Genomic DNA, 25,130 nt, shown 5'->3' on the forward strand with positions numbered 1-25,130 from the left:
CACTACCTCGCGGCTCTCGATCGCGAACTCGACACCGATCCGACCGACACCGATTCGCCGTTCTGACGAGAAACCAGCACTCGCGCGCGACCACGGCTAGATGATCAGATTTCTACGGTTTCTCGTGATCGCCAACACTCGGGTGCGTCGCGGTCGATGCCGCGGCGGCCGAGGGCCTCCCAGACCCGCTCGACCATGGCCCCTGCGGACTCCCCCGAGAAGGCTCCCGGCAGCCGAACGAAGCCATCTTCTTCGAAAGAGACGAGCTGGGCAGGGCTCAACATTCCCAGGGAATACCGAACGGCGAGGGGGTTTGCAGGCGGCTGCAGGAGCGGCGGGGAACGTTAGCTGCTGTGGCAGTTGGAGAACCCGGGCAGTGGACAGCATCGATCTGGGAACCACGCTAAGCATGGGCGGGGTCCGACCGTCAGTGTGTCTGGGCCCGTCGAACGACCAGTGGAGGGAATCATGGCAGCCAAGAAGACGACCCGAAAGAAGACGACCCGCAAGAAGGTCGCGCGGAAGAAGACGGCCCGAAAGAAGACGACGCTGAAGGACGAGCTCCCGAAGTCTTTCAAGGAGTTCTCGAAGGCCGTCGAGCGCGAACTCACGGCCGTGGAGCGCCAGGTCGAGTCGGCAGGACGTGACGCGCGGCGGCGGCTCACACGAGTCGTCCGGGACGCCTCCCGTCATCTGGGCCGGCTCGAGGCCAATGGCGAACGTCAGTGGAAGAAGCTGACGAAGGTCGCCCAGGCCGACGCGAAACGGATGTTCAAACGGGTCCAGAAGGCTGCCGGACGCTGAGTCCGTGTCGCCGCCCGCTCGTCGGGCGGCGGCGCTAGCCTTCGGGCGTGGAGATCTGGAAGACCGCGTGGCGGAATGTGCTGCGGAGCCGGCGCCGGACGATGGTCACGGTGTCTGCCATGAGTTTCGCCCTGTGGGTGATGATCCTGTATTCAGGGCTCGTCGCTGGCTATATGCGCGACATGGAACAGGGCATCCTCGATCTCGAGATCGGGGATCTTCAGGTTCACGCCAGCGAATACCGGGACGATCCCTCATTGTACGCGCGAATCGATGCCCCGGAAGCGCTGCTGGAACAGCTCCGATCGGAGGGTTTCCGGGCCACTCCGCGCCTGCTGGCCTGGGGAATGGCCGCGGCGGATGAGTCGAGCGCCGGTGTCTCCTTTCGCGGTGTCGACATAGCCGCCGACGCCCTGGTGAGCCGCATCCACGAGCACGTGATGGAAGGCAGCTGGCTCGACCCGGCGGATCCGCAAGGTGTGGTGCTCGGCCGGCGCCTGGCCCGTATGCTGGGCGTCGAGCCCGGCGCGGAGATCGTCGTGCTCAGTCAAGGCGCGGATGGCGCGACGGCTGCGGATCTCTTCAAGGTGCGTGGTGTCCTGCAGAGCATCGGGGACGCGACCGACAGGGCGGGCGTCTTCATGAACGCTGAAGCCTTTCGAGAGCTCTTCGTGGTACCTCTCGGAGCGCACCAGATCGTGGTGAGGCGCCCAGCCGAGGTGGAACTCGATGCGGCAGCGGTCTCGGTTCGAGAGCTCGCCAAAGGCCTCGATGTGCAGACCTGGCGAGATCTGATGCCGACCCTGGCCTCCCTGCTCGATTCAGCCAAGGGGGCCATGCTGGCGATGTTCTTCATCGTCTATCTCGCAATCGCGGTCTTGATTCTGAACTCCATGTTGATGGCCGTCTTCGAGCGGATCCGCGAACTCGGCGTACTGAAGGCCCTGGGGGTTGGCCCCTTCGGGATCCTCGGCCTGATGTTGGCCGAAGCGGGAATCGTTACAGCGATCTCGGTCGCCGTAGGCCTGGCGTTTGGCCTGCCTACCCTGCTGTACCTTGCGATCTACGGTATCGAGCTCTCCGGCGTCGATGGATTGTCGATCATGGGGATGGCAATGGATCCGCATTGGCGGGCCGAGCTGAGTGTCGGAGTCGTCGCGGCGCCAGTCGGGGCCCTGGTGGCGATCGTCTCGGCCGCTGTCCTGTATCCCGCGTTGAAGGCCGCCTGGATCGATCCGGTGCGAGCCATCTACCACCGCTAGGAGCCGACGATGCAAGGGCCCCATCTCTTCGCACTTGCCTGGCGCAACCTATGGCGTCAGCGTCGCCGCACGTTGTTGACTTTGTCGTCCATTGCACTCGGGACGTTCTTTGCCTGGATGTTCACCGGGCTCGGCGATGCGAACTGGCGCCAGATGATCGATCTGGCCGCACGGATGGGCGGCGGCCATGTGACGCTCCAGCACGTCGAGTACCTGGAATCGCCGACCCTCTCGCGCAGTGTTCCGGATGCCGGTCTCCTGGCGGGGCTGGCTGCGGACGATCCGGAAGTGAAGCGGGTGGTGACGCGCATCTCCGGCAACATGATCCTGGCTTCTGCCGCCCAGAGTCAGGGCGCAGCCTTCATCGCATTCGATTCAGCGAGCGAGGATGCGGACACGCTCTCCGTTCTCGAGGCCATCGAGGTAGGGGAGCCGTGGACCGAGGCTCAGCAAGGCGGGGTCGTGCTTGGCGCCAAGTTGGCAGAGCGCCTCCACGTCGGCGTTGGGAACAAGGTGGTCTACACGCTGACGGACAAGCACGGTGAGATCGTCCAGGAGGCCGTGCGCGTCAGCGGTCTGCTCCGGACCGGCGCTCCGACGGTGGACAGCCGTTTGGTGTTGCTTCCCATCGGGGATGTGCGCGCCGCCCTGGGCTACTCGGAGGGGGAAGCGGGACAAGTGGCCGTCTTCCTCCGAGACCAACGGGGGGCCGACCGGGTCGCCGCCCGACTTGGCCAGCGGATCGCAGCACAGAATCGAGCCGATGTGTCTGCCATCCCCTGGCATCGGCTTCAACCGGAGTTGGCCAGTTTCATCGCGATGAAGGTAGGCGGCACCTGGGTGATGGAGGTGATCATCATGCTGCTGGTGGCGGCGGGCATCTTCAACACGATCTTCGTCAGCGTGATGGAACGGATGCGCGAGTTCGGGATCTTGCGCGCGATTGGCTGGAGTCCCGGGCAATTGGGACGCCTCGTGATGGCGGAGAGCACGTGGCTTGCGCTGGCTGGCATGGTCGCGGCTGTCCTCGTCACCGCCTGGCCGTATTGGTACCTGAACACCGTTGGCTTCGATTTGATGGCCGCCGCCGGTGTGGGAGCGGATGCCGAGGTGGCGGGCATTGCGATGACGAGCATGATGTACGTCGATATCTATCCAGAGAACGCGTTGCTGATCGCCGGCGCCTGTGTTCTGGCGACGCTGCTCGCCGGCGTCTACCCGGCCTGGAAGGCGGGCCATGTCGACCCAGCCGAGACGATTCGTCTGGTCTAGGAGGGGCCGTGGTGTCCAATCAACCGATCGTCGAACTCATCGATGTCACGCGGGTCTACCGGCAGGGTGCGCTCGAGGTGCACGCGCTTCAAGGCATCTCGTTGCGCATCGAGCCCGGGGAGTTCACCGCCGTCTCCGGGCCTTCAGGCTCGGGCAAGACGACACTGCTCAACCTGATTGGCGCGCTCGATGGTCCCAGTTCAGGGACGGTCCGCATCGAGGGGCGGGATCTCGGTACGATGGGCCAACGCGAACGCAGCCATCTGCGCCGGGATCGCATCGGCTTCGTCTTCCAGGCCTACAACCTGATGCCCGTGCTCACGGCCTATGAGAACGCAGAAATGGTGCTTTCCCTTCAAGGCGCGGACAAGCAAGCGCGACGCGAGCAGGTGATGAGCGTCTTGAAGGAGGTCGGCTTGGAGGGGCTCGAGGATCGCCGCCCGGATGAGCTCTCCGGGGGGCAACAGCAGCGGGTCGCCATCGCCCGGGCCATTGCCTCCCGCCCAGCGATCGCGCTCGCCGATGAGCCTACTGCGAACCTGGATTCAGAGAATGCAATCCACCTGCTCGACATCATGGAACAGCTCAACAGGGAGCGTGGTGTGACCTTCCTCTTCTCGACCCACGATCCGCGTGTGATGGAGCGCGCGCACAGGCTGATCCGGGTTGTCGACGGGCGGATCGAACGAGACGAACTGCGGGCGTAGCACCGATCCCCTCCATCCACGGTACCATGAGCAGTTCCATGACCCGACCCACGACGCGCGGCTACGCGATTCAGATCGCCCGATGAACGCGATCGCAGATCTGCTCCCGCACGTGAGTGTGTCTCTCAACCTCGTCATCCTGGTGTTGATCGTCGCGGGGGTCATCGCGATCCGGCAGGGTCGCCGCGAGCGCCATCGTCGGCTGATGCTCAGCGCCGTGGGAATGGGGGCGCTCTTCCTCGTTTCCTATGTGGCGCAGACCCTGATCCGCGGGCACTCTCGGTTTCCAGGGGACGACTGGGTACGGACCGCCTTCGTGGTCATTCTCGGGACGCACACCCTGCTTTCGGTCGTGGTGGTTCCTCTCGTGATCGCGACCGCCGTTCGGGGCGTCCGAGGGCAGTTCCCCGCCCACCGCTGGATCGCGCGGATCACGCTTCCCATCTGGCTCTACGTCGAGGTGACCGGAGTCGTGATCTACTGGATGAACAACCATCTGCGCCCCCCTTCCTGACCTGGGGACGGAGGCGGTGCGGCCCATCTCGACTCAAGAAAATGAGGCGGTTTGGGGCAGTCCGTAGGCTGGACTCACCAGAGATGGCTTCGCGAGGGCGCACACGCGGTTCGAGTGGCTCGGCGCCTCGGCACGATTCGTGAACAGACGCGGCAGGGTACCCTGTGTCGGGGGCCCGGGAAGCATTCGATGCGGTCGGAGGAGAACATTGCGGGGTCCGACGGCTCAGCCTCCGAACCGGAGGTATCAGCGGAGGTGATCCTTCACGTCCAACGTCCCAGAGGAGCTGACCTGGGCAAGCGTGGTGTCTTCTGCCCACGTCAGGCACCGCTCGGCGAAATGGCTCCAAACCTCGTGCAGGGGGCACGGCTGGCTGGCGTTGCAGGCTCCCCAGCCGAACGCACAGCGGCCCGGCGTCGGAAGTGCGTCGACCGCCGCCAGGATCTCGCTGAAACGGATCGCCTCGGGGGCGCGGCTCAACGCGAAGCCGCCGCCGGGCCCTTTCTTGGATTCCAGCAATCCGGACAGCACGAGGCGCCGAAGGACCTTGGCCAGATAGTGCCGCGGAATGCCGGTGGCTTCGGAAATCTCCTGGGTGCCGGCCGGCCGATCGAGATCCGCGACGACGAACCATGCCATCGAGCGAAGCGCATACTCGGGCGTCTGGGACAAGAACATCGACGGGCTCTCCGAGATCCGGCGACAGACGAGAGTCAGGATGCGGCGTGCGGAGTCGAACCTCGACGCCCGTGTCGATTGATAGCTAAATCGATCAAGTTATCTATCGTCTCCGGGTCGAGTTGAGGGGCGCCTTGAGCGAGCAATTGGAAGCGAGATCGGGCGAAGTGGTGGAGACTGCCCTCGCGCGGCAATGGTTGGGCCTTGCGATGGGTGTCCTCGTTCTGGCCGGACTCTTCGCCGTGGCTGTGGTCGTGGGGCGGATGCCTCCCTTCGACCGCTTCGTCACGGACCCGCTGTTCTTCAAGCGTTGCCTAGTGGGCCATGTGAACATGGCGCTGATCGCCTGGTTCTATTCGCTGGTAGCGGCGCTGCTCAGCCTGCTTCCCAGGCACGCACCAGCACGCTGGCCGGCCCGGACCGGTCCCACCCTCGGCGTGGCTGGCACCGTGCTGATGATCATCGGGGCCGGCCTGCCGGAGAGTCAGCCCGTTCTCTCCAACTACGTCCCCACCATCGATCACGCGGTCTTCGGCGCGGGGCAGATCTTGTTCGGCCTCGGCATCCTTGCCTGCGTGCTCGATCCGGGGCTGCTGCGGGATGCCGGGGGGAAGAGCGGAGGCCTGGAAATCCCGGCCTCCGCACGAGCCGGCCTGCGCGTCGCCGCTGTCGGTCTCATGCTCGCAGCGATCACCTTCGTTGCGGCGTTCCTGAGTCAACCCACGGGGGTGGATGTCGAGGTCTACTACGAGCTCGGCATGTGGGGTGGCGGGCATGTGCTGCAGCTGGTCAGCACGATCTCGATGATCTCCGTCTGGTTGATCCTGCTGACAGCCGCGCTCGGTACTTCCCCGGTCAGCACTGGCGCGGCTCGGATCCTGTTCCTCGCGATGATCGTGCCCTGGCTGATTTCGCCATTGCTCGCTCTGCAGGGCACCTGGACGGGTGGCTATCGGAACGGCTTCACCCAGCTCATGCGTTGGGGGCTCTTCCCGGTAACGAGCATCTTCCTCGTCCTCTGCGTGACGGCGCTCGTGCGGGCCGTGCGATCGGGAGAGCTGAAGAGGCGAGCGTTGGCCGAGCCTCGGATCTCCGCTTTCCTGGTGAGTGCCGGTCTCACCCTGCTCGGATTTGGTCTCGGCGCCGCGATCCGCGGATCCAATACGATGGTGCCTGCTCACTACCACGCGTCGGTCGGCGCCGTGACGGTCGCGTTCATGGCGGCCGCCTACCTGATCCTCGGAACGGTTCGCCTGTCCCTGCCTGGCCCGTGGCTTCGCCGAGCGGCGTCCTGGCAGCCCGCGATCTACGGTTCGGGAATGGCTCTATTCGCCGCCGGCTTCGCGCTCGCGGGTGCTCATGGGATGGGCCGCAAGGTCTACGGAGCCGAGCAGGCCGGGCGCAGCCTGGCCGAGACCATCGGGCTCGGAGTCATGGGTGTCGGTGGCTTCGTCGCCGTCGCCGGCGGGGTGATATTTCTGGTTGTCAGTGCTGCCGTTTGGTGGCGCGGCGTAGCGTCCCGAGAAGAAACGGAGCTCGCAGAGAGCTCGTGGAGGTGGAAGTATGGCGCCCGAAAGGCCGGATGAACGGTCGGCACTCGAGAGACTCATGGAGAATCCCTGGTTGCTCCTCGTCATCGGGGTAGTCGTTCCAACCGTTTCCTACACGGTGTGGGGTTGGGTCGAGTTGTTGATCCTTCCTCAGGCTCCGTTGCCCTGAAGGATACGAGGAAGAAATGAGTATCTACACACCGCCCGCTAATTGGTTCCAGAAGCCCAAAGGCGCCGAGCGTCTCTGGGTCGGGTTGGCCCTGATCTGGTGCATGATCATGTTCCTGGCCATGCCCTACTGGCACTTCTTCGGCAAGCAGAATTCCACCGGAGAGGGCTACAAGGTAACGCCCGCCGCCTACAGCCAGCGCGTCCAGCAGTTCATCGCGTCCAACAAAGTTGGTGACGTCAATGGAATGCCCGTGGTCGAGCCGGCTCCTGGAGGCGATGCCTACCTGCAAGCCCAGATGTGGACCTGGCTTCCCATCTTGAAGCTGCGCATGGGGCAGACCTACCGGATTCACCTTTCGTCGATGGATTTGCTGCACGGCTTCTCGTTGCAGCCGCTGAACATGAATTTCATGGTTCTTCCAGGTTATGACCACGTGCTTACGATCACCCCGACGACGAGCGGTGAGTTTTCGATCGTGTGCAACGAATTCTGCGGCGTCGGCCATCATTTGATGAGCGGCCGAATCATCGTGGAGGAGTAGGGAAGTGACGACAACCACTGTCGGGGGAGATATTCCCCAGAGTCCGCCCTCGGGCAATCATTTGGCGAGCGAGGTTCGCAGCTGCGATACCACCGGTCTGCCGGTTTGTCTGACGGCACAGAAGTTCATCCGGATGCACGCGGTCGTTGCGGTCGTCTTCCTGCTCATCGGGGGCATCGGAGCGATCTTGCTGGGGCTGACGCGCTGGCCAGCCGTTCATCTGCTGGACGTGAATTGGTACTACCGGATCCTGACGGTGCATGGCCTGAACATGCTGATCTTCTGGATGCTGAATTTCGAAATGGCCGTGCTCTACTTTGCTTGTACGACACTGCTGAACAGCCGATTGGCTTCGGCGAAGGCTGCGTGGGCCGGATTCATCCTGATGGTGGTCGGCGGCATCATGGTGAACATCGCCGTCTTCACGGGTACCAGCGATGTGTTGGTCACCTCGTACGTGCCGTTGAAGGCCCATCCTGCCTTCTACCTGGGAATCATCCTGGTGGCAGTGGGGACGCTCGTCTGTGTCATCAACTACTTCGCGACCATCTACATCGCGAAACGTGATCACACCTACGAAGGCACGGTACCCCTGGTCGTGTTCGGTGCGACGGCCGCGGCGATCATTGCCGTGGTGACGTTGCTGCACGGTGCCGTGACCATGATCCCGACCTTCCTGTGGTCGCTGGGTGTGATCGAAACCATCGACGCAGCCTGGTATCGCATCACCTGGTGGGGGCTGGGCCATATGTCCCAGCAGGTGAACGTCTGCGCAATGGTGTCCATCTGGTACTTCCTGGGCACGATGACCGTGGGTTCCAAGCCGCTGAACCAGGCCGTCTGCCGCAGCGCGTTCGTGCTCTACATCCTGTTCATCAACGTTGCGGCCGCCCACCACATCCTGGTGGATCCTGGCGTGAGCGCTGGATGGAAGATCTGGAACACGTCCTACGCGATGTATCTGGCGGTCCTCGCCTCGATGATCCACGGGTTCACCGTGCCTGCATCGGTCGAGGTGGCGATGCGCAAGAAGGGACACAAGCGTGGCTTGTTCGGCTGGCTGGCCGCTGCGCCCTGGTCGAACCCCGGATTCTCCGGCTTCTTCTTGTCGTTGATCATCTTCGGCTTCGGTGGCGGCATCACGGGCGTCACTCTCGGCACCCAGCAGATCAACATCATGGCCCACAATACGCTCCGGATTCCTGGACACTTCCACGTCACGGTCGTTGGTGGGACCACGCTCGCGTTCATGGCGGTCACGTACTACGTGGTGCCGCTCTTCTTCCAGCGCGATTTCCTCGCCAAGTCATGGTGCCGGATCCAGCCTTGGGTGTTCGGTGGCGGCATCACGATGGCCGCCCTCGGCATGTCGTTCGCCGGTAGCTTCGGCGTGCCGCGTCGTCACTGGGATATCGACTTCACAGGTGCCCAGTTCGCGGTTGGCTTCGATTCCGCGGCCCATCTCTGGCTTGCGGTGCTCGGCGTCGGAGCGGTCGTTGCGACCACCGGGCTCTTCATGTTCATCCTGCTCGTCGTGGGGACGGTCTTCTTTGGGCGCTCCAATGCGGGCAGGCCCATGGAGGCGTGGCATACGGAACAATCGGTCGCGGAGTCGACGAAGGACGAGAACGTCGCGGAAGATGAAGATCACGAGGCGCCCGGAACCGTCGTGCTCGCCCTGATCTTCCTGCTGACGTTCGCGGTCTACTACTTCGCCAACTGGAAGTGGCTCTCCGACGTGTGGGAGGTGCGCTAGCGGTGAGCCAGGTTTCGCTGGGAGAGGTTGCTGCAGGGCGGCCGCGAAAGGGGCTGGTCGGGCTCGTCAACGGGTTCTCGGACCTCCTCGTTGGCGGCCGGTTCGGCGCATTCGCCCTGGCTCTCCTCGTATTGTACGAGGGGGCTCTCCTGGCATTGCTATGGCTACCTGGGGCTGATACGGGCCTGGGCGCCTTCGCGGAGGAATTCCGCGTCTGGTGTTACGGGTACAATCAGGTCACCGGCCAGGCGGATTACGGATACGTGTCGGCGCTGCTCGCGGGGCCTCTGGTCCTGAGCGCCGCTGTCGCGTTGGTGTGGGGCAGCGCGCTTCGCGAGTTGTTTGCCACGCCCAGGGCGTTCGTCGGGCCGATCGCCAGCGCTGCAGTGACGGTGGTCTGTGTGGTGGGTTCGTTCGTGATGCTCGGAATCGAACCGACGGGGGCGTCATCGGCGCCGATTGCCTTCCCGGCCGAGTCCCTGCGCACACAGCTCAATCCGCCTGAGATCCACCTGCAGAATCAACTCGGCCAGGTCGTCGACCTGGCCGAGTTGCGCGGGAAGGTGGTGCTCGTCACGGCGATCTACGCCAGCTGCCCGCACACCTGTCCGCTGATCCTCGCCCAGACCAAACGTGCGATTGCCGCGCTCCCGCCGGATACGCCCCTCGAGGATCTGCGGGTGATCGGTGTCACCATGGATCCGGAGCGCGATACGGTCGCGGCATTGGCCGAGTTCGCCGAATTGCAGGAACTGGCGCTACCGACCTACCAGTTCGCCACGGGTGAGCCGGACGTCGTCGAAGGCACGCTCGATCGAATGGGAATCTCACGCCGTCGAGACCCGGAGACCGGCATCATCGAGCACGCCAACCTCTTCCTGTTGGTCGATCGCTCTGGAAAGCTCGCTTATCGGTTCACCCTGGGTGACCGGCAGGAACGGTGGCTCGTGGAGGCGGTTGGCCTCCTGCTCGGCGAGTCCGCGGCGGCGAGCTAGCGCGATGACGGAATCGGATACCGGTGGCGGATCTTCGATGGCGCCGGATGAGGGCTCGGCTCTAGCGCTTGGCGTGCCCGGCTTGGGAACTCAGCCGGGGGCCATGAAGGAAGAAGCGCCGCTGACGCCGCAGGTCCACGGCGAGTGGTTGCTGCGTGTACCCGAGCGCACATTCCTCTACATCGATCGGCTGCTCACCCGGCTCCTTCCCGAGCCCCTGAATCCGATGATGCAGACCGGTGCGGTGGCCATTACATCCCTCATCATCGCCACCGTGACCGGGATCATCCTGCTGATCTGGTACCGGCCCAGCGTCCACTTCGCGTACGAGTCGGTCGCCGCGATGACGAACTCGCCCTTTACCGCGGGGCTGGTGCGATCCCTCCATCGCTACAGCTCCGATGCGGCGATGTTCTTTGGGATCGTGCACGCTCTGCGCGTCTTCGTCGAACGCCGCTTTACCGGACCGCGATGGTTGGCGTGGGTCACGGGGAACCTCTCCATGGGAGTCCTGTGGTTCGTGGGCTGGAGCGGCTACTGGCTGGTCTGGGACGAGCGCGCCCACCGGGTGGCTGTGGGGACCGCTCGCGTCCTCGACGTCGTGCCCATCTTCACGGATCCCCTTGGTCGATCCTTCCTGGCCGATGGCAGTGTGAATTCGCTGCTCTTCTTCGTGGTCTTCTTCGTTCACATGCTTCTGCCGCTAGCGGCATTCCTGTTGTTGTGGATCCACCTGACGCGTCTGTCGCGCCCCCGCTTCCTGACCCGGACGCCGCTGACCCTGTGGACCGTGGGCTCGCTGGTTCTGCTTAGCATCGTCCTTCCAGCTGAGAACGCTGCCGAAGCCCAGATGACGGCGATCTCGCAAGCCTTCAGCATGGATTGGTGGTACCTGCTGCCTCTGGTACTGACCGATCGTCTGGATGGCGGCGCTCTGTGGGCCGGGCTCCTGGTCGGAGGCAGTGTGCTGATGGCGGTGCCCTGGCTGTTGTCCGCGGGCGGCCGTAGGCCGGCCGAAGTGAACGGTCCAAAGTGCAACGCCTGCAAGCAGTGCTACGAAGATTGCCCCTATGAAGCCATCTCCATGATTCCGCGCCAGGATGAGGCGATGCGCTTCCCGATCCAGGCCCATGTGGATCCGGCGCTCTGCACCGGTTGTGGCGTGTGTGCCGGTTCCTGTGACAGTGTGGCGATCGGCCTGGATTACCTTGCTGTGGCCGATCAGAGGAAGCAGCTCGAGGCGTGGGTGAATGAGGCTCGCGACGCGGGGGAGGTGCCTTTCGTCGCGCTGGTTTGCGCCGAATCTGCAGCCGGCATCCTCGAGGTCGACGATGCCACCGGCCGCTGCGACCAGCTTCCGGGCTTCCACGTCCTTCGGCTCCCCTGCGCGGCCTGGACCCACATGCTCACGGTCGAGCGGCTCCTGCGCCGCGGCGCCGAAGGTGTCGTCATCGCGGGCTGTGCTCCCGGCGATTGCCGCAGCCGCGAAGGAGACGAGTGGCTGACAGCCAGGCTCGAGGGAAGTCGCTCACCCTCGCTTCGCGTCGACAAGGTCGACCCCGACCGGATCCTCGTGCTCGCGCTGAATCGGACCCGCGGCAAGGCGTTCCTCTCGGCGGCTCGCGCCTTCCAGGAGTCCGGCACTCGCCGGGAAGAGGTACGGCCGGGTGGTGCCGTTGCGGGTGCTACGGCTCTCGCACTCGGGCTGGTTCTCGCCCTGACTCTCGGTGTGGCAAGTGACCTTGGTTATGCCCCGCCGCCGACAGAGGCCTCGGAGCTCGTCGTGACCCTCAAGCAGCCAGGAATGGTGAGCGAGGATTGCCACGAGTTCACGCCCGAAGAATTGGCCGAGCTCCCCATCCATATGCGACGCGAGAAGAAATGCGAGCGGAGGCGTGCGCCCGTGCGTCTGCGCGTCACCGTCGATGGAAAACCGATGGAAGCTACCAGCCATCCGCCGACGGGGATCTGGGGCGATGGGAGCAGTGTCGCTGTCGAGGTGATCCCCATGTCCCTGGGCGAGCACCGGGTGCGCGTGGAAATCGGGAATTCCCTGGATCTCGCCGAATGGCAGCATGCGACGGAGGAAACGCTGGTTTTCAGCGACGACGCCCGCCGCGTGGTGACCTTCGACCGTATCACCGGCTTCGCATGGGAGTAGCCGGGCAGGTGCCGGTCTCCGTACACGCCGAAGAACCGACCCGGATCTCCGAAGGAAATCCAGTGGGTTTCGCGGCCTCGGCGCGAAGGTACCTCGCGCTGACCCGACCGGGTGTCCTCGGGCTGGTCCTGCTGACGGTGCCGCCCGCGTTGCTCTACGGGCCGGAGTGGCCTCATGCCCTGGCGATCGCCGGGGTCCTGTTGGGAACGACGTTGATAGGCGGGGGCTGTGGAGCCCTCAATGCCTGGTACGAGCGCAGTGCCGACGCGCGCATGGAACGCACCCGGGGGCGGCCCCTTGCAACAGGAGAATTGTCCCCCGCCCAGGCCCTGAGCTTCGGCGTAACGATCTCGGTCCTGGGAACCTTTGTGCTCCTGGCCTCTGGTGGATGGCTGGCCGCTGGGGTCGGTGCGCTCAGTCTGTTCTACTACCTCGTGATCTACACCGCGTGGGTGAAGCCGCGCAGTGCACTCAGCACCGTGGTCGGAGCCGTTGCTGGCGCCTCACCGCCCCTCATCGGAGATGCCGCCGTCGATGGAGCGATCGGGTTCTGGGGGCTTGCACTCTTCGCGATCGTCTTCGTCTGGCAGCTTCCCCATGTATGGGCGATCGCCCTGTTCCGCCGTGACGAGTACGCATTGGCCGGATTTCCGATGCTGCCGGCCGTAGTCGGAGCCCGTTCGACTCGGATCCACAGTCTTCTCTGGGCGCTTGCCCTGGTCCCCGTGACCCTCGTGCCCTGGTTCGCGGGCCCTCTGGGGCCGGTCTATGCGACGACCGCGCTCGTCGGAGGGCTCGGTTTCGTCCTCGCCATTTCGCGAGCGATCAAGACGGGCAAGGATCGGGATGATCGACGTGTGTTCCGATTCTCGATCGTGTACATGGCCCTCCTCCTGGGCGTGATGACGATCGAGTTGCTCTTGCGCGGGTTCGCCTAGCGCCCCTCGAAGAAATGCACGGCTTCGGCGCGCACCCGGCGTAGGGCGATCTCGAGGAGGGGGCCATCTGGGACGGCCAGGAAGCCGACGCCACCCGGATCGTAGACCGCCATCTGTTGATGGCCGCCTGCCTGGATGGGCGTGTTGCCGTCCAGGTAGATTGCGTCGGCACCGAGGAGTTGTGCGTGCCCAAGCAGGGCCTCTTGCTGCTCGAGGGACCGCTGCTCGGGCCAGGCCAGATCACAGCCCGCGAGTGTCTCGAGGCTCGTGACGATGTCTCCGCCGCATGCCACGAGGGAATCGAACAGGATCTCTGGATCGGCGATCTCGGAGGTGCGGATTTCGTTCATTCGCGCAGGGAGCGTGACTCCGAGGTAGAGACCTCGTATTCCCAGCAATGCAGCCAGGATCAGAAGAGGGTACGCGAACCGTTGCGGAAGCTGTCGACTCGGCCGCATGAGTCGCCAGTAGGTCAGGGCCATCATCGAGATCAGTACGGGCACGGCGAGCCAGTTGATTCGTAGAGCCTGCTCCTGGAAAGTCATGCTCGTCTGAAGCACGAGCAGCCCCGCGATCGTGGCCTCCGGGCCAGCGGCCTTCCGGATCAGCAGATAGAGACAGAAGAGGCTTGCGCCGTTCATCATGGCGAATGGCGCACGCATGGCGCGGTCCCGGTGGGAGGCCTCGGAAAGCAGCTCGAACTCCGAACCGTCGAACGGAATCACCGTCGATAGCCAGTATCGCAACACGGCCCCACCGACGAGAATCGCGACCAACGCCGCCAACTCGAGGAGAAAGCCGTTCGGGCTCGCAAGGAGGCTGGCGTCCGGGCCCGTCCTGCTCTCATTTCCCGCCATCGTCGCAGTCTCCGCCAGTGGTTCGGTGGGAGATGATCGTGAAACCATCGGCTTCCGTCATGGGGCAGGGCGACCGCTGGTCATCCGGGTCGAAGGCCACGGGCAATGCAGCGGAACCCGGTGGGGTCAACGATCGGCGGATCGCGCTCGGGCCAGGGGCAATTTGCTTCACATCGCGACTCGCCTGGTTGCCAAGAAGAATGCGGAAGCAATGAGCGGCCCCAGAACGCCCGCGACGACGAGGAGCCAGCTTCCAAGGCCATGGGTGCGCGTCAGGTTCCAGGTAAGGAACTGAAGCAGGGTCAGCCCTGCATCGAGGGTCGTCAGCAAGAACAGGAAGTTGGCGAGCCATGGGCGCCAGCGTTGCACCAATGTGGCGAGCAATGCGATCAGCACGACGTCGAAACCAACCCAGCCCAACTGTACGGCGCGCGACGGAAACCAGATGCCTTCCGGGGCAAGGGCGATCGCAATCGTCCAGGGGGTGAGCAACGCGCACAAACCGAATGTGGCCAGGCCGCGTTCGTGAATCAGCGTATTCAGGCCGAATCGCAGGAGGCCGCCTGGCGCGAAGGCCGAGAGCACATCGCGGATCGCCCAGAGCCCCAGGTGATCATGCGGATAGGCCAGGTAGACCGGCTCCCAGCGAGCCGGGCGTAGTTTCTCCTTGAAGGCCCGGACACCGCCGAAATTGTAGAGCGCGGCCGTGTAGTTCCGGGTCAGGCGGAGAGCGGTATTCACCTCGCCTGCCAGGGGAGCCAGGCCGAGGGTGGCTGTGCGGCTGCCCTCCGCAGCGAGCAGGCGCATCATGGCATCCACCAGGGATTCGGCAGTTCCGTTGGGAGCGTCCGGATCGCGGATCACGTCCTCGACGAACCATCCTTCGAGGCCGTAGACGGGAACGGCTGCAGCGAAGCCGATCACGACGCCGTCGCGTTCGGCCACAACGTAGCGACGCTCCTCCGGGTGGCTGAAGGGATGCACCAACACCATGAACTTCATTTCGCTGAGTGCATGGGAGGCAATCCAACGGGCGATCAGGACGTCGATTCCCGTGCGTGTCGGGCTCTGCAGGTCGGAAATCTCATTCGCAGCCACGGGACGGAGCGCGATGCCCTTTGCGCGGGCGCGTCGCAGCTGCTCTCGGAGGTTCTTCGAGCTGGCGAGCACCCGATCCCAGGCGCTGGGATCCCAGTAGGGCTCCTCCCCGATATGCGTCCTTTGCAGGCCCGTCGTCGCTGCAAAGGCTTCGTCCACGCCAAAGAAGCGGGCCTTTCGTCCGTGGGCCTCCGCCGCTTCGATGAATCGCCGCGTCACTGCGGCCAGTCTGCGTTCGGGCGCCACGGGCACGCCCGCAGCGACCCACGCGCGGCCAGTATCCGCATAGGCCACACACGCGTCGTCACCATCGAACCAGTACCGGTAGCCCGGCTCCAGGATCTGGAAGGACGTGGTGTGACGGCTGTGAAGCTTCAGCAATGCGAGGACACGGTCCTCGATCTTCATGATCAGCCGTTCCGTACGCTCTCGATCAACTGCTCGACGTCGCCGGGCGAAAGCGGCATATAGGCTTCTTCGCCTGGAGCCCACCACAACGTCTCACCGCCGCCTGCCTCGAGTCCGAGACCCTCTTCGCGCAGAGGTCCCTTGAACACGCGCTGGCCGGCGGTCTTGGGGAGTTCGGCGAGGACGCGTATCACCAGCGGGCGATGGGGCCCGACCAGGCGATTCTGGATCTTCCTTCGAAGTGCGAGGGGGTCGAGCTTGCTGCCGGCACGCAAGGTGAGAGCGGCCGTCGGAACCTCGTGTTCGAGGCCTTGCAGCTTCAGGCCGTAGACCGCGGCCTCGTCGACGAACTCGAGCTCTGTCGTGAGCACGTTCTCGATCGGAAGCGCTGGAACGGCGCCGGCTGGCCCCTGGATCAGGTTTGCCAGGGTATCGACGAGCCAGTAGTCGCCGTCCTTGTCGACGCGCATCAGGGCGCCTGTGCGGAGCCACGCATCCCCCGCCTCGAAGACCCCGCGCATCGGCCGTCCCACCATCTCGCCGCGCCCCCGGTCCACATGGGCCAGCAACAGGCCGATCTCGCCGCGTGGGCAGCGTTTGGCAAGGCCGCTTTCTTCTCGAATCAGCTCACCTGCATCCAGGTCCCACGCCGCCACGGAGAGCTCGGCGCCTCCGGGGAGGGGTCGTCCCACCGAGCCGATCTTTCGGCCGGTCACGTTGACCAGTACCGCGTTGCCTTCGGTCGAGGCGAAGAACTCGACGACCCGGGTGTTCTCGAATCGGGCTGTGAGGCGTTTCCAGATGCCCTTCGGTATTCCGCTTCCGGCAAAGAGCTGGATCGGTGAAGAGCGTTCCGTGGGGTGCTCTGGTCCGGAAACCAACGCGCCTAGCATGCTTCCGCTATAACCGACGACGTTCACGCCGTAGCGTCGCACGTCGCCCCAGAACCGGTCGAGATCGACGTGGCCGAGCTCTGCACCCGGAGCCGCGCTCGGTGTCGCCATGGCCAGGCGGGCACCACTTACGAGAGCTCCTCCGACGCAGACCATGATGCCCGTTGCGTGATACGTGGGCGAGCAGCAGTAGACCGTGTCTCCCGGGCCGAGCGCGCAGGCGGAGGCTGTCCCGTAGGCGGAAGTCGCCCAGCGTCGGTTCGTCACGCGGTTGATTCCCAGCCGGTCCCCGTCGCCAGTGATCAAGATCATCGCGACCTCGCCGGCCATCCCCACGTCGGGCTCGTACCATCCGGGCAGGGCGACCTGCGCCGGATCGATGGCCTCCATGTCGATCAGGCCAGGCCCGAGCTCCCGCGCATCGCCACCACCACCGAGGACGAGTACGTCGCTTCCGTAGGACGAGGCGGCGGCCGCCCCGCGCTCTGGATCGGCCAGGAGATGGTCTACCGGAGCCACGGCAAGTTGGGCCGCAAGCGGGACATCTGGCTGGAGCATCACCGCAACGGCGCCGAGCCGCGAGAGTGCCACCGTGGCCGCCACGGCACTCGGCCGTGTGTCCATCAGCACGCCGACGTGTTGACCTTGACGAACGCCACATTGAATGAAACCGCGAACGATGTTGTCGATGCGCTCATTGGCGGCCTGGTAGCTATGGGCGCGGCCCTCGAACAGGAAGAATGTGCTGTCGGGCGAATTCTTGGCTCGCTCCGCAAGGGCCTGCGCCATGCTGACAGCCGTGTCGCGGCGCATGTCATCGAGGCGTCCGAGGCGCGGGAGCTGAGGAAAGATCGTTTCGGCCATCCGGCCCAGGAACCCGACCTGCTGGCTCGCAAGCTTCGGCAGATTCCCGAGCAGATCTCGGCTCAGGTCGAATGCCACGCTCAGGCCTTCGGTCACGTTGTCGATTGTGCTGGTTCCACTCTCCCGGTCGCGTGGTGCTGCCATCGGTGTGACGACTTCTGGGAGCCGCCCCCGGCCTTCCTGCCATTCGAGCCATCCACAGACCGTCGGCCACGTGATCTCCATCGAACGGGAGCCAACGACGAGTCCGAAGTGGCCGGCGGACAGGCTGACCTCGAACGCATCGGCCTGGGGCGCCGCCGGAACGATGCCTCGCACGGTAGGGGCCGGAGCCAGGGAGTCGGTGGTTCCCGTGAAGGCGAGGATCGGGCACTGGATACTCGCGAGAGTGACGCTGTGCCCGTCGATCACGAAGCCACCTTGCAGCAGGCGGTTGTGGGCGACCAACTGCTTCATCGCGTCCCGGAGTGCGGGCCCCGGGAAGGCGACCCAACCCTCGGACCCGAGAAAGCGGCGCATGCCCTCGCGTTGCTGGAGGGCTTCGCGGTCTGCCAGTTGTTTCGCAAAATCGATGCGCTGCTGAACCGTCTTGACCGGATCCATCAGCTGGAAGCCCAGGCGGGTTGCCCACGAGGGAATACCATTCGGGAAGATCGAAGCTTGTGCGCGACTCAGGTTGTCGATCAGATCGGCAATCAAATCCGCCGGTACGCCCAAGGGAAGCCTGCGGTGCATGTCGACCGGGCTGCCGAACGTCACCAATGAGGCGACGCCGGGATCCTGATCCGAAAGCGCACAGCGGTAGGCCGCCGCCTGGTAGCAGAACATGCCTCCCTGGGAGTAGCCCATCAGGTGGACGTCGCGTCCCGTCGCGGCGCGCACGGCATCCACCGCCTCGCTGACGGCTACGACGTGGTCCTCCAAGGTCCGATCGAGGCCGCCTTCTTCGGTCTCTGGTGAGCCGAAATCGACCACCCACGGATCGGCGCCACCCTCGAAGAGCGCCGCGACTGCGCTCGACTCGGGAGCCACGTCCCAGACCTCGGCTGAGAGCATCAGCGGCGGGACGAGCAGGGCGGCCGGTCCAGCGTCCGAGCGTTGACCGGGAAAATAGTGTCGCAGCCGGTGGTGCCGTCCTTCTTCGACGACCTCATGGGGCGAAGGCTCGCGCTCTTCGAGCCCGCCAAACCTTGCGATCTCCAGGCCGTTCTGGACCGCTGCGATCAATCCGCCTAGCAAGCCGCCAGTCGCATCGCCTCGTTCCGCCGGTTTCGTTTCCGCCATCGCCCTCGTCTCCGATTTCTGGCTGCCGTCGTTCGGTCGGCTCAGGGAAGTGCCGCCTTCAATGCTGCGAGCACGCGATCCGGCTGCGAACGCACCTGGTAGTCCGCGCTCTGGTCGATCCAGCGAACGACGCCGCTGGCATCGGTGAGGATCGAGGTCGGGATCGGCAACCCTACGACGCCCGGCGGCTTCACCATTCTTGCCGTGTTTTCGAGGTTGAATCGGCGCGTCACGCTGAGATCCTGATCCGAAAGCATCACGGCCTGGAGGCCGTGTTTCGTCTTCCCCTTGCGAATCTGTTCGGGACTATCGGTGCAAAGCGTGATGAGCTGGACATTCATCTTGTCGAGTTCGGGCCGTAGCTCCTCCCATCGCCGCAACTCGGCGACACAATAGGGTCACCAATGGCCCCGAAAGAACTTCAGCAGGACGGGTATTCCAGCCATGCTCGAGATTGCGAAGGGTTGGCCGTTTTCGTCCGGCGCGGCGAAATCAGGCAGGGGGCTGCCCAACTCGAAGGCCGGCGGTTGTTTGGACTGCGGCGAGAGCATCACCAGGAAGAGAAAGCCCGCGCCGAGAGCTGCAGTGGTGCCCGCCAGGATGCCCGGGACCAGGCCGGGATCTCCGCTGAAGGCTGCGATCGCCAACAGAACGGATGCGCCGACCATCGAAACGGAGATCCATCGGCGGCCTTCCAGGGCCACTTCCTTCATCATCCGGAACCAGAGGTAGAGCGCGCCGCCGAGCAGGGCGGCTCCGAGTAGGGCGAGGGTTGTGGCGCTCACATGACTCCTTCTGGCGCGAGGTACCAGGGTAGCGTGCCCGGGCCGACGCGGAACGCTGGGGCGAACTGTCCTTGATCGGGGCGGAAGGGACCGCAGAGGGCCTCTCCTTTGGCCCCGGATCCGCTGGGCACCCGAGCCCGGGCACGGAGGTTGCAACTTCCCGGTCAGAGAAGGGGTCGGGGAAGGAGTTCGTGGCATGCAGGTATCCGATGTCATGCGGCGTGCAGTCGTGACGGTTCGACCGAGCGACACGCTCCCTCGGCTCGAGGAGGTGCTCTCGCGGAACCGCATCACCGGCGCCCCGGTCGTCGATGATGGGAAAGTCGTAGGTGTCATTTCTCGCAGCGATGTCATCCGCCAACTCGAACTGGAGCGCTCGCGCTTCGAAGACTCCTCCTGGTACTTCGAGGCGTTCGATTCCGAGCAGCGCAGCGCTCAGCTGGACAAGGAGATCGAGATCGCGATCGGCGCACGTCACAGTGCCGTCCAGGTTCGCGAGCTGATGACATCCGAAGTGCTCTCGATCGGGGGGGACGCGAGTCTCTCGGCTGCGGCCCGGAGCATGGTGGAACGCCGCGTTCATCGTCTGCTGGTGATGGAAGGTGGAGAGCTGGTGGGCCTCGTCTCCAGCCTGGATCTTCTCGGCGGCCTGGCGGATTCGAAGGGGTGACCACCGACCGTTCTTCATGGCCTCATGTCGAGTCCTCTTGCCAGGTGTGTCGTGTGGCCGCGAGATGTCTCCGGATCTGCTCGGGTTCACCTGCATCACTCCGCAGCCGCCGCGAGGCGACGAGGCGAATGCCGTGGAAGACCCCGGCCGAGAGGCCCAAACCCGCCGCAACGATCCAGAGCACGGCGCCCACCCCCGGCGGTTCTTCGACGCCACCGAGCCAGCTGAGGGCCATCGTGCCGCCCAGGGCGAGCACGAAGACCGATCCGAGAACTGAAATCAACGCGCTGGCTTGCACGGCGCCCGGGCCACGATTCGCCAACCAGCCCAGTTCGCGTTGGGAGAAGTGATCGAGGAACCAACCGGCCTCTTCTTGCACGGCGTCGCCCGGCGGCGGAAGGTTCTGTCCGGTCAAGGGATCGGCTGCGTCCAGGCCATTCTCGTGGCGGGTGATGCCTTCTCGAATGGCCTCGTGGACGGCCTGGGTCAGCGGGTAGCGCCGGGCGATCAAGATCGTGATGAGGCCAATCACCGCCGGGGCGATGCTGTAGATGGAGCGGATCGCGAGCTGCACGGCATCGCTTTGCGGAACGTTTGGCACGAAGCCGGCCGAGGCGAGGATCGCCAGGGGGATCGATGCACTCGGGATGACCGCGAACTTCTGGAGGAAGGACCAGAAGGCGGTGTACTGGGCTTCCCGGCGGTGGCCGGTATGGAGTTCGTCGTAGTCGATCACGTCCGCAAGGATCGACTGGGTGATGAAGATCGACGGGCCGAAACCCGTGCCGGCGAAGCCGAAGATCAGTGCGGCGGGGATCACGTCACCTGGCCCCATGAACAGGAGAGCCAACAAGGCCACGACGCCCGGAACGATGCTGGCGATCCACGCGAAGCGCTTGCCGCGGATCCGGGCCAGCCGGATCCACAGGGGCAGCGTGAGAAAGGCCATGCCGAAGTAGGCTCCCAGGAACGCGGCGAACCAGAACGGAAAGTTCTCGGGCTGCACGACGTACTTCAGGAAGTACGGCGTCATGATCGGCGGTATTCCGGCGGTGATCGCGTGAACGGCATGGGCGACGAGCACGATGCGAAAGACCGGGTTGCGCAGGGATCGGCGAATGCCCGGGACGAGCGGGTTGGTCGGCCGCTTCAGATATTCCAACCGTTCGGGGATGACCCGGACGAGGTTCCAGTACAGGACGACGAGGAGAATGGCTGCAGCCGTCGCGAACCCGGCGAAGGCGGCCCGCGTACTGCCCAGGATTCCTTCCAGGATTGAGGGCGCCAGGGCGGCGATCAGCGTTCCGACGATCACGAAGGCCTCGCGCCAGCCGAAGATGCGGGTCCGCTCGTGGTGATCGTCGGTCAGCTCGGCGCCGAGTCCGTAGTGGGGAATGATGTAGGCGGTATGGCCGACGTAGAAGAGCGCATAGGTGATCGCCAGCCAGGAGATGGCCGCCAGGCCTTCGAGATCGGCAGGGGGAGAGAAGAGGGCCCAGAAGGAGACCGCCGCGAAGGGGGCGCCGACAGCGATCCAGGGGCGGCGTCGGCCCCAGCGCGTGCGCGTGCGATCACTCAACCAGCCGATCGGTAGATCGGTGAGCGCATCCGACGCTCGGACCACGGCCTTGACCAGGGCGATGGCGCCGAGAGGCACGAGGACGGTGTCGCTGTAGAAGATCGGGAGGTGGATGCCCATGACGACGGCAATCGCCACGCTGGCCAGGCTGGGCGCTCCATAGGCAAGAACCTGCCCGAACGGGAGTTGCTTGGAGGCCGTGGGTGCCGAGGGCGGGGATGCCATGCTACAGCTGACGCTACCCCAGACGCGACGGCCGAGAATGGGCTATTGAGAGCGCATCATGCCTATTTTTCACGGTACGTTGCACCCGGATTTCGCGAGCGTCGCACGAGCACTGCGTCGCATCGTGCCACGCAAGGCGCCGGGCGGCGCGGCCATCTGCGTCTACCACAAGGGCGAGAAAGTCGTCGATATCTGGGGGGGCACCCGCGACACCGCCGGAAGCCCGTGGGAAGAGGATACCCTGAGCCTCTCTTTCTCCACGACGAAGGGCGTGGCCTCAACGCTGTTGCATCTCTTCGTGGATCGTGGATTGATCGAGCTCGATGCGCCGGTTGCTCGCTACTGGCCCGAGTTCGCGGCCGCGGGCAAGCAGGATCTCGAGGTCCGCCACCTGCTATGCCACGAGGCCGGGCTATTTGCGATCACCGACATGGTGGATCACGCCCGGGATATGCTCGACTGGAAGATCATGGTCGAACGTCTCGCTGCGGCGAAGCCCCGCCACACGCCCGGGCAGGCCCACGGCTACCACGGCCTCACCTACGGCTGGCTCGTCGGAGAACTGGTCCAGCGTGTCGCCGACGGCAGGTCTTTTTCTGAACTGCTTGCTGCCGAACTGGCCGAGCCGCTGGGCCTCGACGGGCTCTACTGTGGTGTTCCGGCCGAGCAACAGGGTCGCTGTGCCCAGTTGATGGCCGCCGGTTTCGATGACCCTCCGGAGGTGGCCGAACGACGCACTTCGAAGATCCATCGTGGTGCAGAGCGATGGCGAGATCGGCTGGCCCGCCTCGGCTTTGCCTACGATCCCACGGACACCCTGGCCGCACTGGTTCCCGCCGGCATGGCAGAGCTGGATTGGAACGGTGAGACCTTCCGAGCCGCTTCGATCCCGGCAGCCAACGGAATGTTCACCGCCCGCTCCCTGGCTCGCCTCTACGCGTGTCTGGCGGGGGGCGGTGCGTTGGATGGTGTACGTATCCTTTCAACGCAAGCAGTCGAACGCGCGGCGCAACCTCAAAACGAGGGCGCGGGTCGGGTGATCCCCGTCTCGATGCGCTGGCGGCTCGGCTACCACCGCGTCTTCGCGGTCGGCGCGCGGGCACCTCGTGCGTTCGGGCATTTCGGTTTCGGCGGCTCCGGAGGCTGGGCGGATCCAACCCGCGAACTCGCTGTGGCCCTCACCGTCAATAGCGGCGTCGGAACGCCGTTCGGCGATACCCGAATTGCCCGAATCGGCGGAGCTGCCATCCGGGCCGCCGACAAGCGCGGGCCCTGACGCCTCCTAGAGCTCTTCCATCATCACGACATCCGGCGGCCCGGCCATCACGCCCGCGAACTCCTTACCCACGGCCTTCAGGTTCTCGCCGTGCGCCGCGAAGGCCGCCGCATCGCTGTACTTCTCGTAGAAGATGAAGGTTGCCGGTTCGCCACTCTGCTGATGGGGAATGTAGGCGAGCGTCCCTTCTTCGTTGGCGTTCGTGTTGGCGGCCAGCTTCGCGAAGAGGGCCTTGGCCTCTTCGATCTTGTCTTCTTTCACCTTGATCGTCGCAATCACACTCGGCATCGGGGCTCCTTTGGAATGACCCGACAGTTTGCAGGACGGAGGCGGGGCAGCGCAAGCTTGGGAGCGGGTCTGGTAAGATCGCCCGCTTCTGGAGGAGGCCACCATGACGCCCCGATCCCTGATCTTCGTTTCGTTGACCCTGCTCCTGCTGGGCGGCTGCGCCCAGCTCGGCATGCAGTGGATGGCTGAGGCCGCACCCCCGGCCAGGATCGAGGTGCAGACGCCCGGTACCGCCGTGCCGTGGACCGGGCTCGAACCCCTGGATGCGCCCGAGGCCTTCCATTTCGCGGTGGTTTCCGATCGGACGGGAGGCCACCGGGCCGATGTGTTCGCGGATGCCATGCCCAAGCTCAACCTCCTCCAGCCTGCTTTCGTACTGAGTGTGGGAGATCTGATCGAGGGCTATACGGCGGATCCCGCCCGTCTCTCCAGGGAGTGGGACGAGTTCGAGGGCTTCGTCGACGGCTTGCAGATGCCCTTTTTCTACGCCGCCGGCAACCACGATATGAGCAACGCGGTGATGGCGGAAACCTGGCAGGAGCGCTTCGGGCCTTCGTATTATCACTTCCGCTACAAGGGCGCGCTCTTCGTGATGATGAACAGCGAGCTCTTCGGAATGGTGCACGACCCCAAGAGCTCGTTGCCCGGGCCATGGAGCCAGAGCGATCAGATGGCGTGGGTCGAGAATGTGCTCGCGGAGAATGCCGATGCGCGTTGGACCTTCGTCGTCGTCCACCAGCCGCTCTGGGACTCGCCACAGATCCACCCGGACTGGCTGCGGGTAGAGGAACTCCTGGGCGAACGTGGCTACACGGTCTTCGCAGGTCATACGCATCGCTACACCCGCCACGTCCGGCGCGGGCGGCAGTTCATCACGCTCGCGACGACGGGCGGGGGAAGCCAGCTGCGCGGTCTTCCCTGGGGCGAGTTCGATCACGTGGCATTCGTTCGGATGGACCATGAGGAGCCCGTGATTGCCAACGTCCAGCTCGACGGTATCCAGGATACCGACGTCCTGACGGCGGATCTGCGGGTGGTCGTGGATGCGCTGGAAGGCGCGGTCGTCGCTCTGCCGTTGCGTGGCAACGGCCGGACCTTCCGGGAGGGTGTGGCACGCTTCGAGGTGACGAATTCCCTGGAGCGTCCCCTCGAGCTGGAGGCGCGCTTTCACGCCGGCCGGGATCTGAAGCCTGGTGTGACGGAGGCGATCCGCAGCCTGCCGCCCGGTGCCGTGGAGGTGATCGAGGTACCGCTGCGGTCACGGCTGCCTCTTCGATACGAAGAGCTAGTGATGTGATTCACGCTGTTGGGGCATTATCCAGCGCGCGCCTGGCTCTGCCAACCTTTTCGATGATCTCTTCTGCTGTCTTGGACCAGACGAAGGGAGTGGGATCATCGTTGTGTCCGTCCACGTAGCTCATCACGGCGTCAATGTGTTCGGGAACATTCTGAAACACTCCGCGACGTAGCCGTTTCGCGTCCAGATCGCGAAAGAAGCGTTCGATGACATTGGGCCAAGAACTGCTGGTCGGAATGAAGTGAACATGAAAGCG

The 25,130-nt window shown here is 64.7% G+C and carries 23 protein-coding genes; 13 read left to right on the forward strand and 10 right to left on the reverse strand.

Features of this window, described 5'->3' with window-relative positions; genetic code table 11:
* Window positions 1–104 precede the first annotated feature (104 nt).
* Window positions 105–284 carry a hypothetical protein gene (locus GY937_28000; protein ID MCP5060557.1) on the reverse strand — a complete coding sequence of 60 codons (180 nt, stop codon included), beginning with the start codon at window positions 282–284 and terminating at the stop codon, window positions 105–107.
* 567 nt (window positions 285–851) lie between these two features.
* Between GY937_28000 and GY937_28005 the strand changes: the two genes are divergently transcribed.
* From GY937_28005 to GY937_28020, 4 genes are all read left to right on the forward strand, one after another.
* Window positions 852–2,066 carry an ABC transporter permease gene (locus GY937_28005; GenBank protein ID MCP5060558.1) on the forward strand — a complete coding sequence of 405 codons (1,215 nt, stop codon included), beginning with the start codon at window positions 852–854 and terminating at the stop codon, window positions 2,064–2,066.
* 9 nt (window positions 2,067–2,075) lie between these two features.
* On the forward strand, window positions 2,076–3,338 hold the full coding sequence (locus tag GY937_28010; GenBank protein MCP5060559.1) for an ABC transporter permease: 1,263 nt from the start codon (window positions 2,076–2,078) through the stop codon (window positions 3,336–3,338).
* An 11-nt stretch (window positions 3,339–3,349) separates the two neighbouring features.
* On the forward strand, window positions 3,350–4,045 hold the full coding sequence (locus GY937_28015) for an ABC transporter ATP-binding protein (GenBank protein MCP5060560.1): 696 nt from the start codon (window positions 3,350–3,352) through the stop codon (window positions 4,043–4,045).
* Between the two features lie 82 nt (window positions 4,046–4,127).
* Entirely contained in the window at window positions 4,128–4,559 is a 432-nt protein-coding gene (locus tag GY937_28020) for a DUF420 domain-containing protein (GenBank protein MCP5060561.1), read from the forward strand.
* Window positions 4,560–4,805: 246 nt separating this feature from the next.
* Here the strand turns inward: GY937_28020 and GY937_28025 are convergent, their stop codons facing one another.
* Window positions 4,806–5,237: an Rrf2 family transcriptional regulator gene (locus GY937_28025; protein MCP5060562.1), complete on the reverse strand. Its 432-nt coding sequence runs from the start codon at window positions 5,235–5,237 to the stop codon at window positions 4,806–4,808.
* A 134-nt stretch (window positions 5,238–5,371) separates the two neighbouring features.
* Between GY937_28025 and GY937_28030 the strand changes: the two genes are divergently transcribed.
* The 6 genes from GY937_28030 to cyoE all read left to right on the forward strand — a co-directional run bounded on the left by GY937_28030 (window position 5,372) and on the right by cyoE (window position 13,350).
* Window positions 5,372–6,823, forward strand: a complete 1,452-nt coding sequence (locus GY937_28030) for a hypothetical protein (protein MCP5060563.1) — start codon at window positions 5,372–5,374, stop codon at window positions 6,821–6,823.
* Between the two features lie 149 nt (window positions 6,824–6,972).
* On the forward strand, window positions 6,973–7,500 hold the full coding sequence (locus GY937_28035; protein MCP5060564.1) for a cytochrome c oxidase subunit II: 528 nt from the start codon (window positions 6,973–6,975) through the stop codon (window positions 7,498–7,500).
* 133 nt (window positions 7,501–7,633) lie between these two features.
* Window positions 7,634–9,256 carry a cytochrome c oxidase subunit I gene (locus tag GY937_28040; protein ID MCP5060565.1) on the forward strand — a complete coding sequence of 541 codons (1,623 nt, stop codon included), beginning with the start codon at window positions 7,634–7,636 and terminating at the stop codon, window positions 9,254–9,256.
* A 2-nt stretch (window positions 9,257–9,258) separates the two neighbouring features.
* Window positions 9,259–10,251, forward strand: coding sequence for an SCO family protein (locus GY937_28045; GenBank protein ID MCP5060566.1), 993 nt, complete (start codon window positions 9,259–9,261; stop codon window positions 10,249–10,251).
* 4 nt (window positions 10,252–10,255) lie between these two features.
* Window positions 10,256–12,412, forward strand: a complete 2,157-nt coding sequence (locus tag GY937_28050) for a hydrogenase iron-sulfur subunit (GenBank protein MCP5060567.1) — start codon at window positions 10,256–10,258, stop codon at window positions 12,410–12,412.
* 8 nt (window positions 12,413–12,420) lie between these two features.
* Window positions 12,421–13,350, forward strand: coding sequence for a protoheme IX farnesyltransferase (cyoE, locus tag GY937_28055; GenBank protein MCP5060568.1), 930 nt, complete (start codon window positions 12,421–12,423; stop codon window positions 13,348–13,350).
* Here cyoE and GY937_28060 read toward each other — a convergent pair.
* The 5 genes from GY937_28060 to GY937_28080 form a co-directional block, all read right to left on the reverse strand.
* Window positions 13,347–14,207 carry a hypothetical protein gene (locus tag GY937_28060; GenBank protein ID MCP5060569.1) on the reverse strand — a complete coding sequence of 287 codons (861 nt, stop codon included), beginning with the start codon at window positions 14,205–14,207 and terminating at the stop codon, window positions 13,347–13,349. The two genes, cyoE and GY937_28060, sit on opposite strands and share 4 nt — an antisense overlap.
* A 168-nt stretch (window positions 14,208–14,375) precedes the next feature.
* Window positions 14,376–15,713 carry a DUF2156 domain-containing protein gene (locus GY937_28065; GenBank protein ID MCP5060570.1) on the reverse strand — a complete coding sequence of 446 codons (1,338 nt, stop codon included), beginning with the start codon at window positions 15,711–15,713 and terminating at the stop codon, window positions 14,376–14,378.
* A gap of 2 nt (window positions 15,714–15,715) precedes the next feature.
* The gene (locus GY937_28070; GenBank protein MCP5060571.1) at window positions 15,716–18,754 is read right to left on the reverse strand and encodes an alpha/beta fold hydrolase; all 3,039 of its coding nucleotides are present in this window, start codon (window positions 18,752–18,754) and stop codon (window positions 15,716–15,718) included.
* A 41-nt stretch (window positions 18,755–18,795) separates the two neighbouring features.
* A complete protein-coding gene (locus GY937_28075; GenBank protein ID MCP5060572.1) occupies window positions 18,796–19,134 on the reverse strand; it encodes a peroxiredoxin family protein in 339 nt (112 codons plus the stop codon).
* A gap of 18 nt (window positions 19,135–19,152) precedes the next feature.
* Complete coding sequence (locus tag GY937_28080; GenBank protein ID MCP5060573.1) at window positions 19,153–19,539, reverse strand: hypothetical protein; 387 nt, start codon at window positions 19,537–19,539, stop codon at window positions 19,153–19,155.
* 196 nt (window positions 19,540–19,735) lie between these two features.
* Between GY937_28080 and GY937_28085 the strand changes: the two genes are divergently transcribed.
* Complete coding sequence (locus GY937_28085; GenBank protein MCP5060574.1) at window positions 19,736–20,209, forward strand: CBS domain-containing protein; 474 nt, start codon at window positions 19,736–19,738, stop codon at window positions 20,207–20,209.
* A 22-nt stretch (window positions 20,210–20,231) separates the two neighbouring features.
* Here the strand turns inward: GY937_28085 and GY937_28090 are convergent, their stop codons facing one another.
* Window positions 20,232–22,013: an MFS transporter gene (locus tag GY937_28090; GenBank protein MCP5060575.1), complete on the reverse strand. Its 1,782-nt coding sequence runs from the start codon at window positions 22,011–22,013 to the stop codon at window positions 20,232–20,234.
* A gap of 64 nt (window positions 22,014–22,077) precedes the next feature.
* Between GY937_28090 and GY937_28095 the strand changes: the two genes are divergently transcribed.
* Window positions 22,078–23,289: a beta-lactamase family protein gene (locus GY937_28095; protein MCP5060576.1), complete on the forward strand. Its 1,212-nt coding sequence runs from the start codon at window positions 22,078–22,080 to the stop codon at window positions 23,287–23,289.
* 6 nt (window positions 23,290–23,295) lie between these two features.
* On the opposite strand, the gene GY937_28100 is transcribed toward GY937_28095, so the two are convergent.
* Window positions 23,296–23,577, reverse strand: a complete 282-nt coding sequence (locus tag GY937_28100) for a hypothetical protein (GenBank protein ID MCP5060577.1) — start codon at window positions 23,575–23,577, stop codon at window positions 23,296–23,298.
* A 103-nt stretch (window positions 23,578–23,680) separates the two neighbouring features.
* On the opposite strand from GY937_28100, the gene GY937_28105 reads away from it, so the two are divergent.
* Entirely contained in the window at window positions 23,681–24,874 is a 1,194-nt protein-coding gene (locus tag GY937_28105; GenBank protein ID MCP5060578.1) for a hypothetical protein, read from the forward strand.
* Between the two features lies 1 nt (window position 24,875).
* On the opposite strand, the gene GY937_28110 is transcribed toward GY937_28105, so the two are convergent.
* On the reverse strand, window positions 24,876–25,130 hold a 255-nt coding region (locus GY937_28110), incomplete at its 5' end, for an IS630 family transposase (GenBank protein MCP5060579.1).

This window comes from bacterium (assembly GCA_024228115.1).
Taxonomy (GTDB): domain Bacteria; phylum Myxococcota_A; class UBA9160; order UBA9160; family UBA6930.

Bases quoted from the DNA above. Each gene is read 5' to 3' on its own strand.
- GY937_28000 (MCP5060557.1), bottom strand. From the start codon at position 284: ATGTTGAGCCCTGCCCAGCTCGTCTCTTTCGAAGAAGATGGCTTCGTT.
- GY937_28070 (MCP5060571.1), bottom strand. From the start codon at position 18,754: ATGGCGGAAACGAAACCGGCGGAACGAGGCGATGCGACTGGCGGCTTG.
- GY937_28010 (MCP5060559.1), top strand. From the start codon at position 2,076: ATGCAAGGGCCCCATCTCTTCGCACTTGCCTGGCGCAACCTATGGCGT.
- GY937_28060 (MCP5060569.1), bottom strand. From the start codon at position 14,207: ATGGCGGGAAATGAGAGCAGGACGGGCCCGGACGCCAGCCTCCTTGCG.
- GY937_28040 (MCP5060565.1), top strand. From the start codon at position 7,634: ATGCACGCGGTCGTTGCGGTCGTCTTCCTGCTCATCGGGGGCATCGGA.
- GY937_28090 (MCP5060575.1), bottom strand. From the start codon at position 22,013: ATGGCATCCCCGCCCTCGGCACCCACGGCCTCCAAGCAACTCCCGTTC.
- GY937_28105 (MCP5060578.1), top strand. From the start codon at position 23,681: ATGACGCCCCGATCCCTGATCTTCGTTTCGTTGACCCTGCTCCTGCTG.
- GY937_28020 (MCP5060561.1), top strand. From the start codon at position 4,128: ATGAACGCGATCGCAGATCTGCTCCCGCACGTGAGTGTGTCTCTCAAC.
- GY937_28035 (MCP5060564.1), top strand. From the start codon at position 6,973: ATGAGTATCTACACACCGCCCGCTAATTGGTTCCAGAAGCCCAAAGGC.
- GY937_28100 (MCP5060577.1), bottom strand. From the start codon at position 23,577: ATGCCGAGTGTGATTGCGACGATCAAGGTGAAAGAAGACAAGATCGAA.
- GY937_28050 (MCP5060567.1), top strand. From the start codon at position 10,256: ATGACGGAATCGGATACCGGTGGCGGATCTTCGATGGCGCCGGATGAG.
- GY937_28085 (MCP5060574.1), top strand. From the start codon at position 19,736: ATGCAGGTATCCGATGTCATGCGGCGTGCAGTCGTGACGGTTCGACCG.
- GY937_28065 (MCP5060570.1), bottom strand. From the start codon at position 15,713: ATGAAGATCGAGGACCGTGTCCTCGCATTGCTGAAGCTTCACAGCCGT.
- GY937_28025 (MCP5060562.1), bottom strand. From the start codon at position 5,237: ATGTTCTTGTCCCAGACGCCCGAGTATGCGCTTCGCTCGATGGCATGG.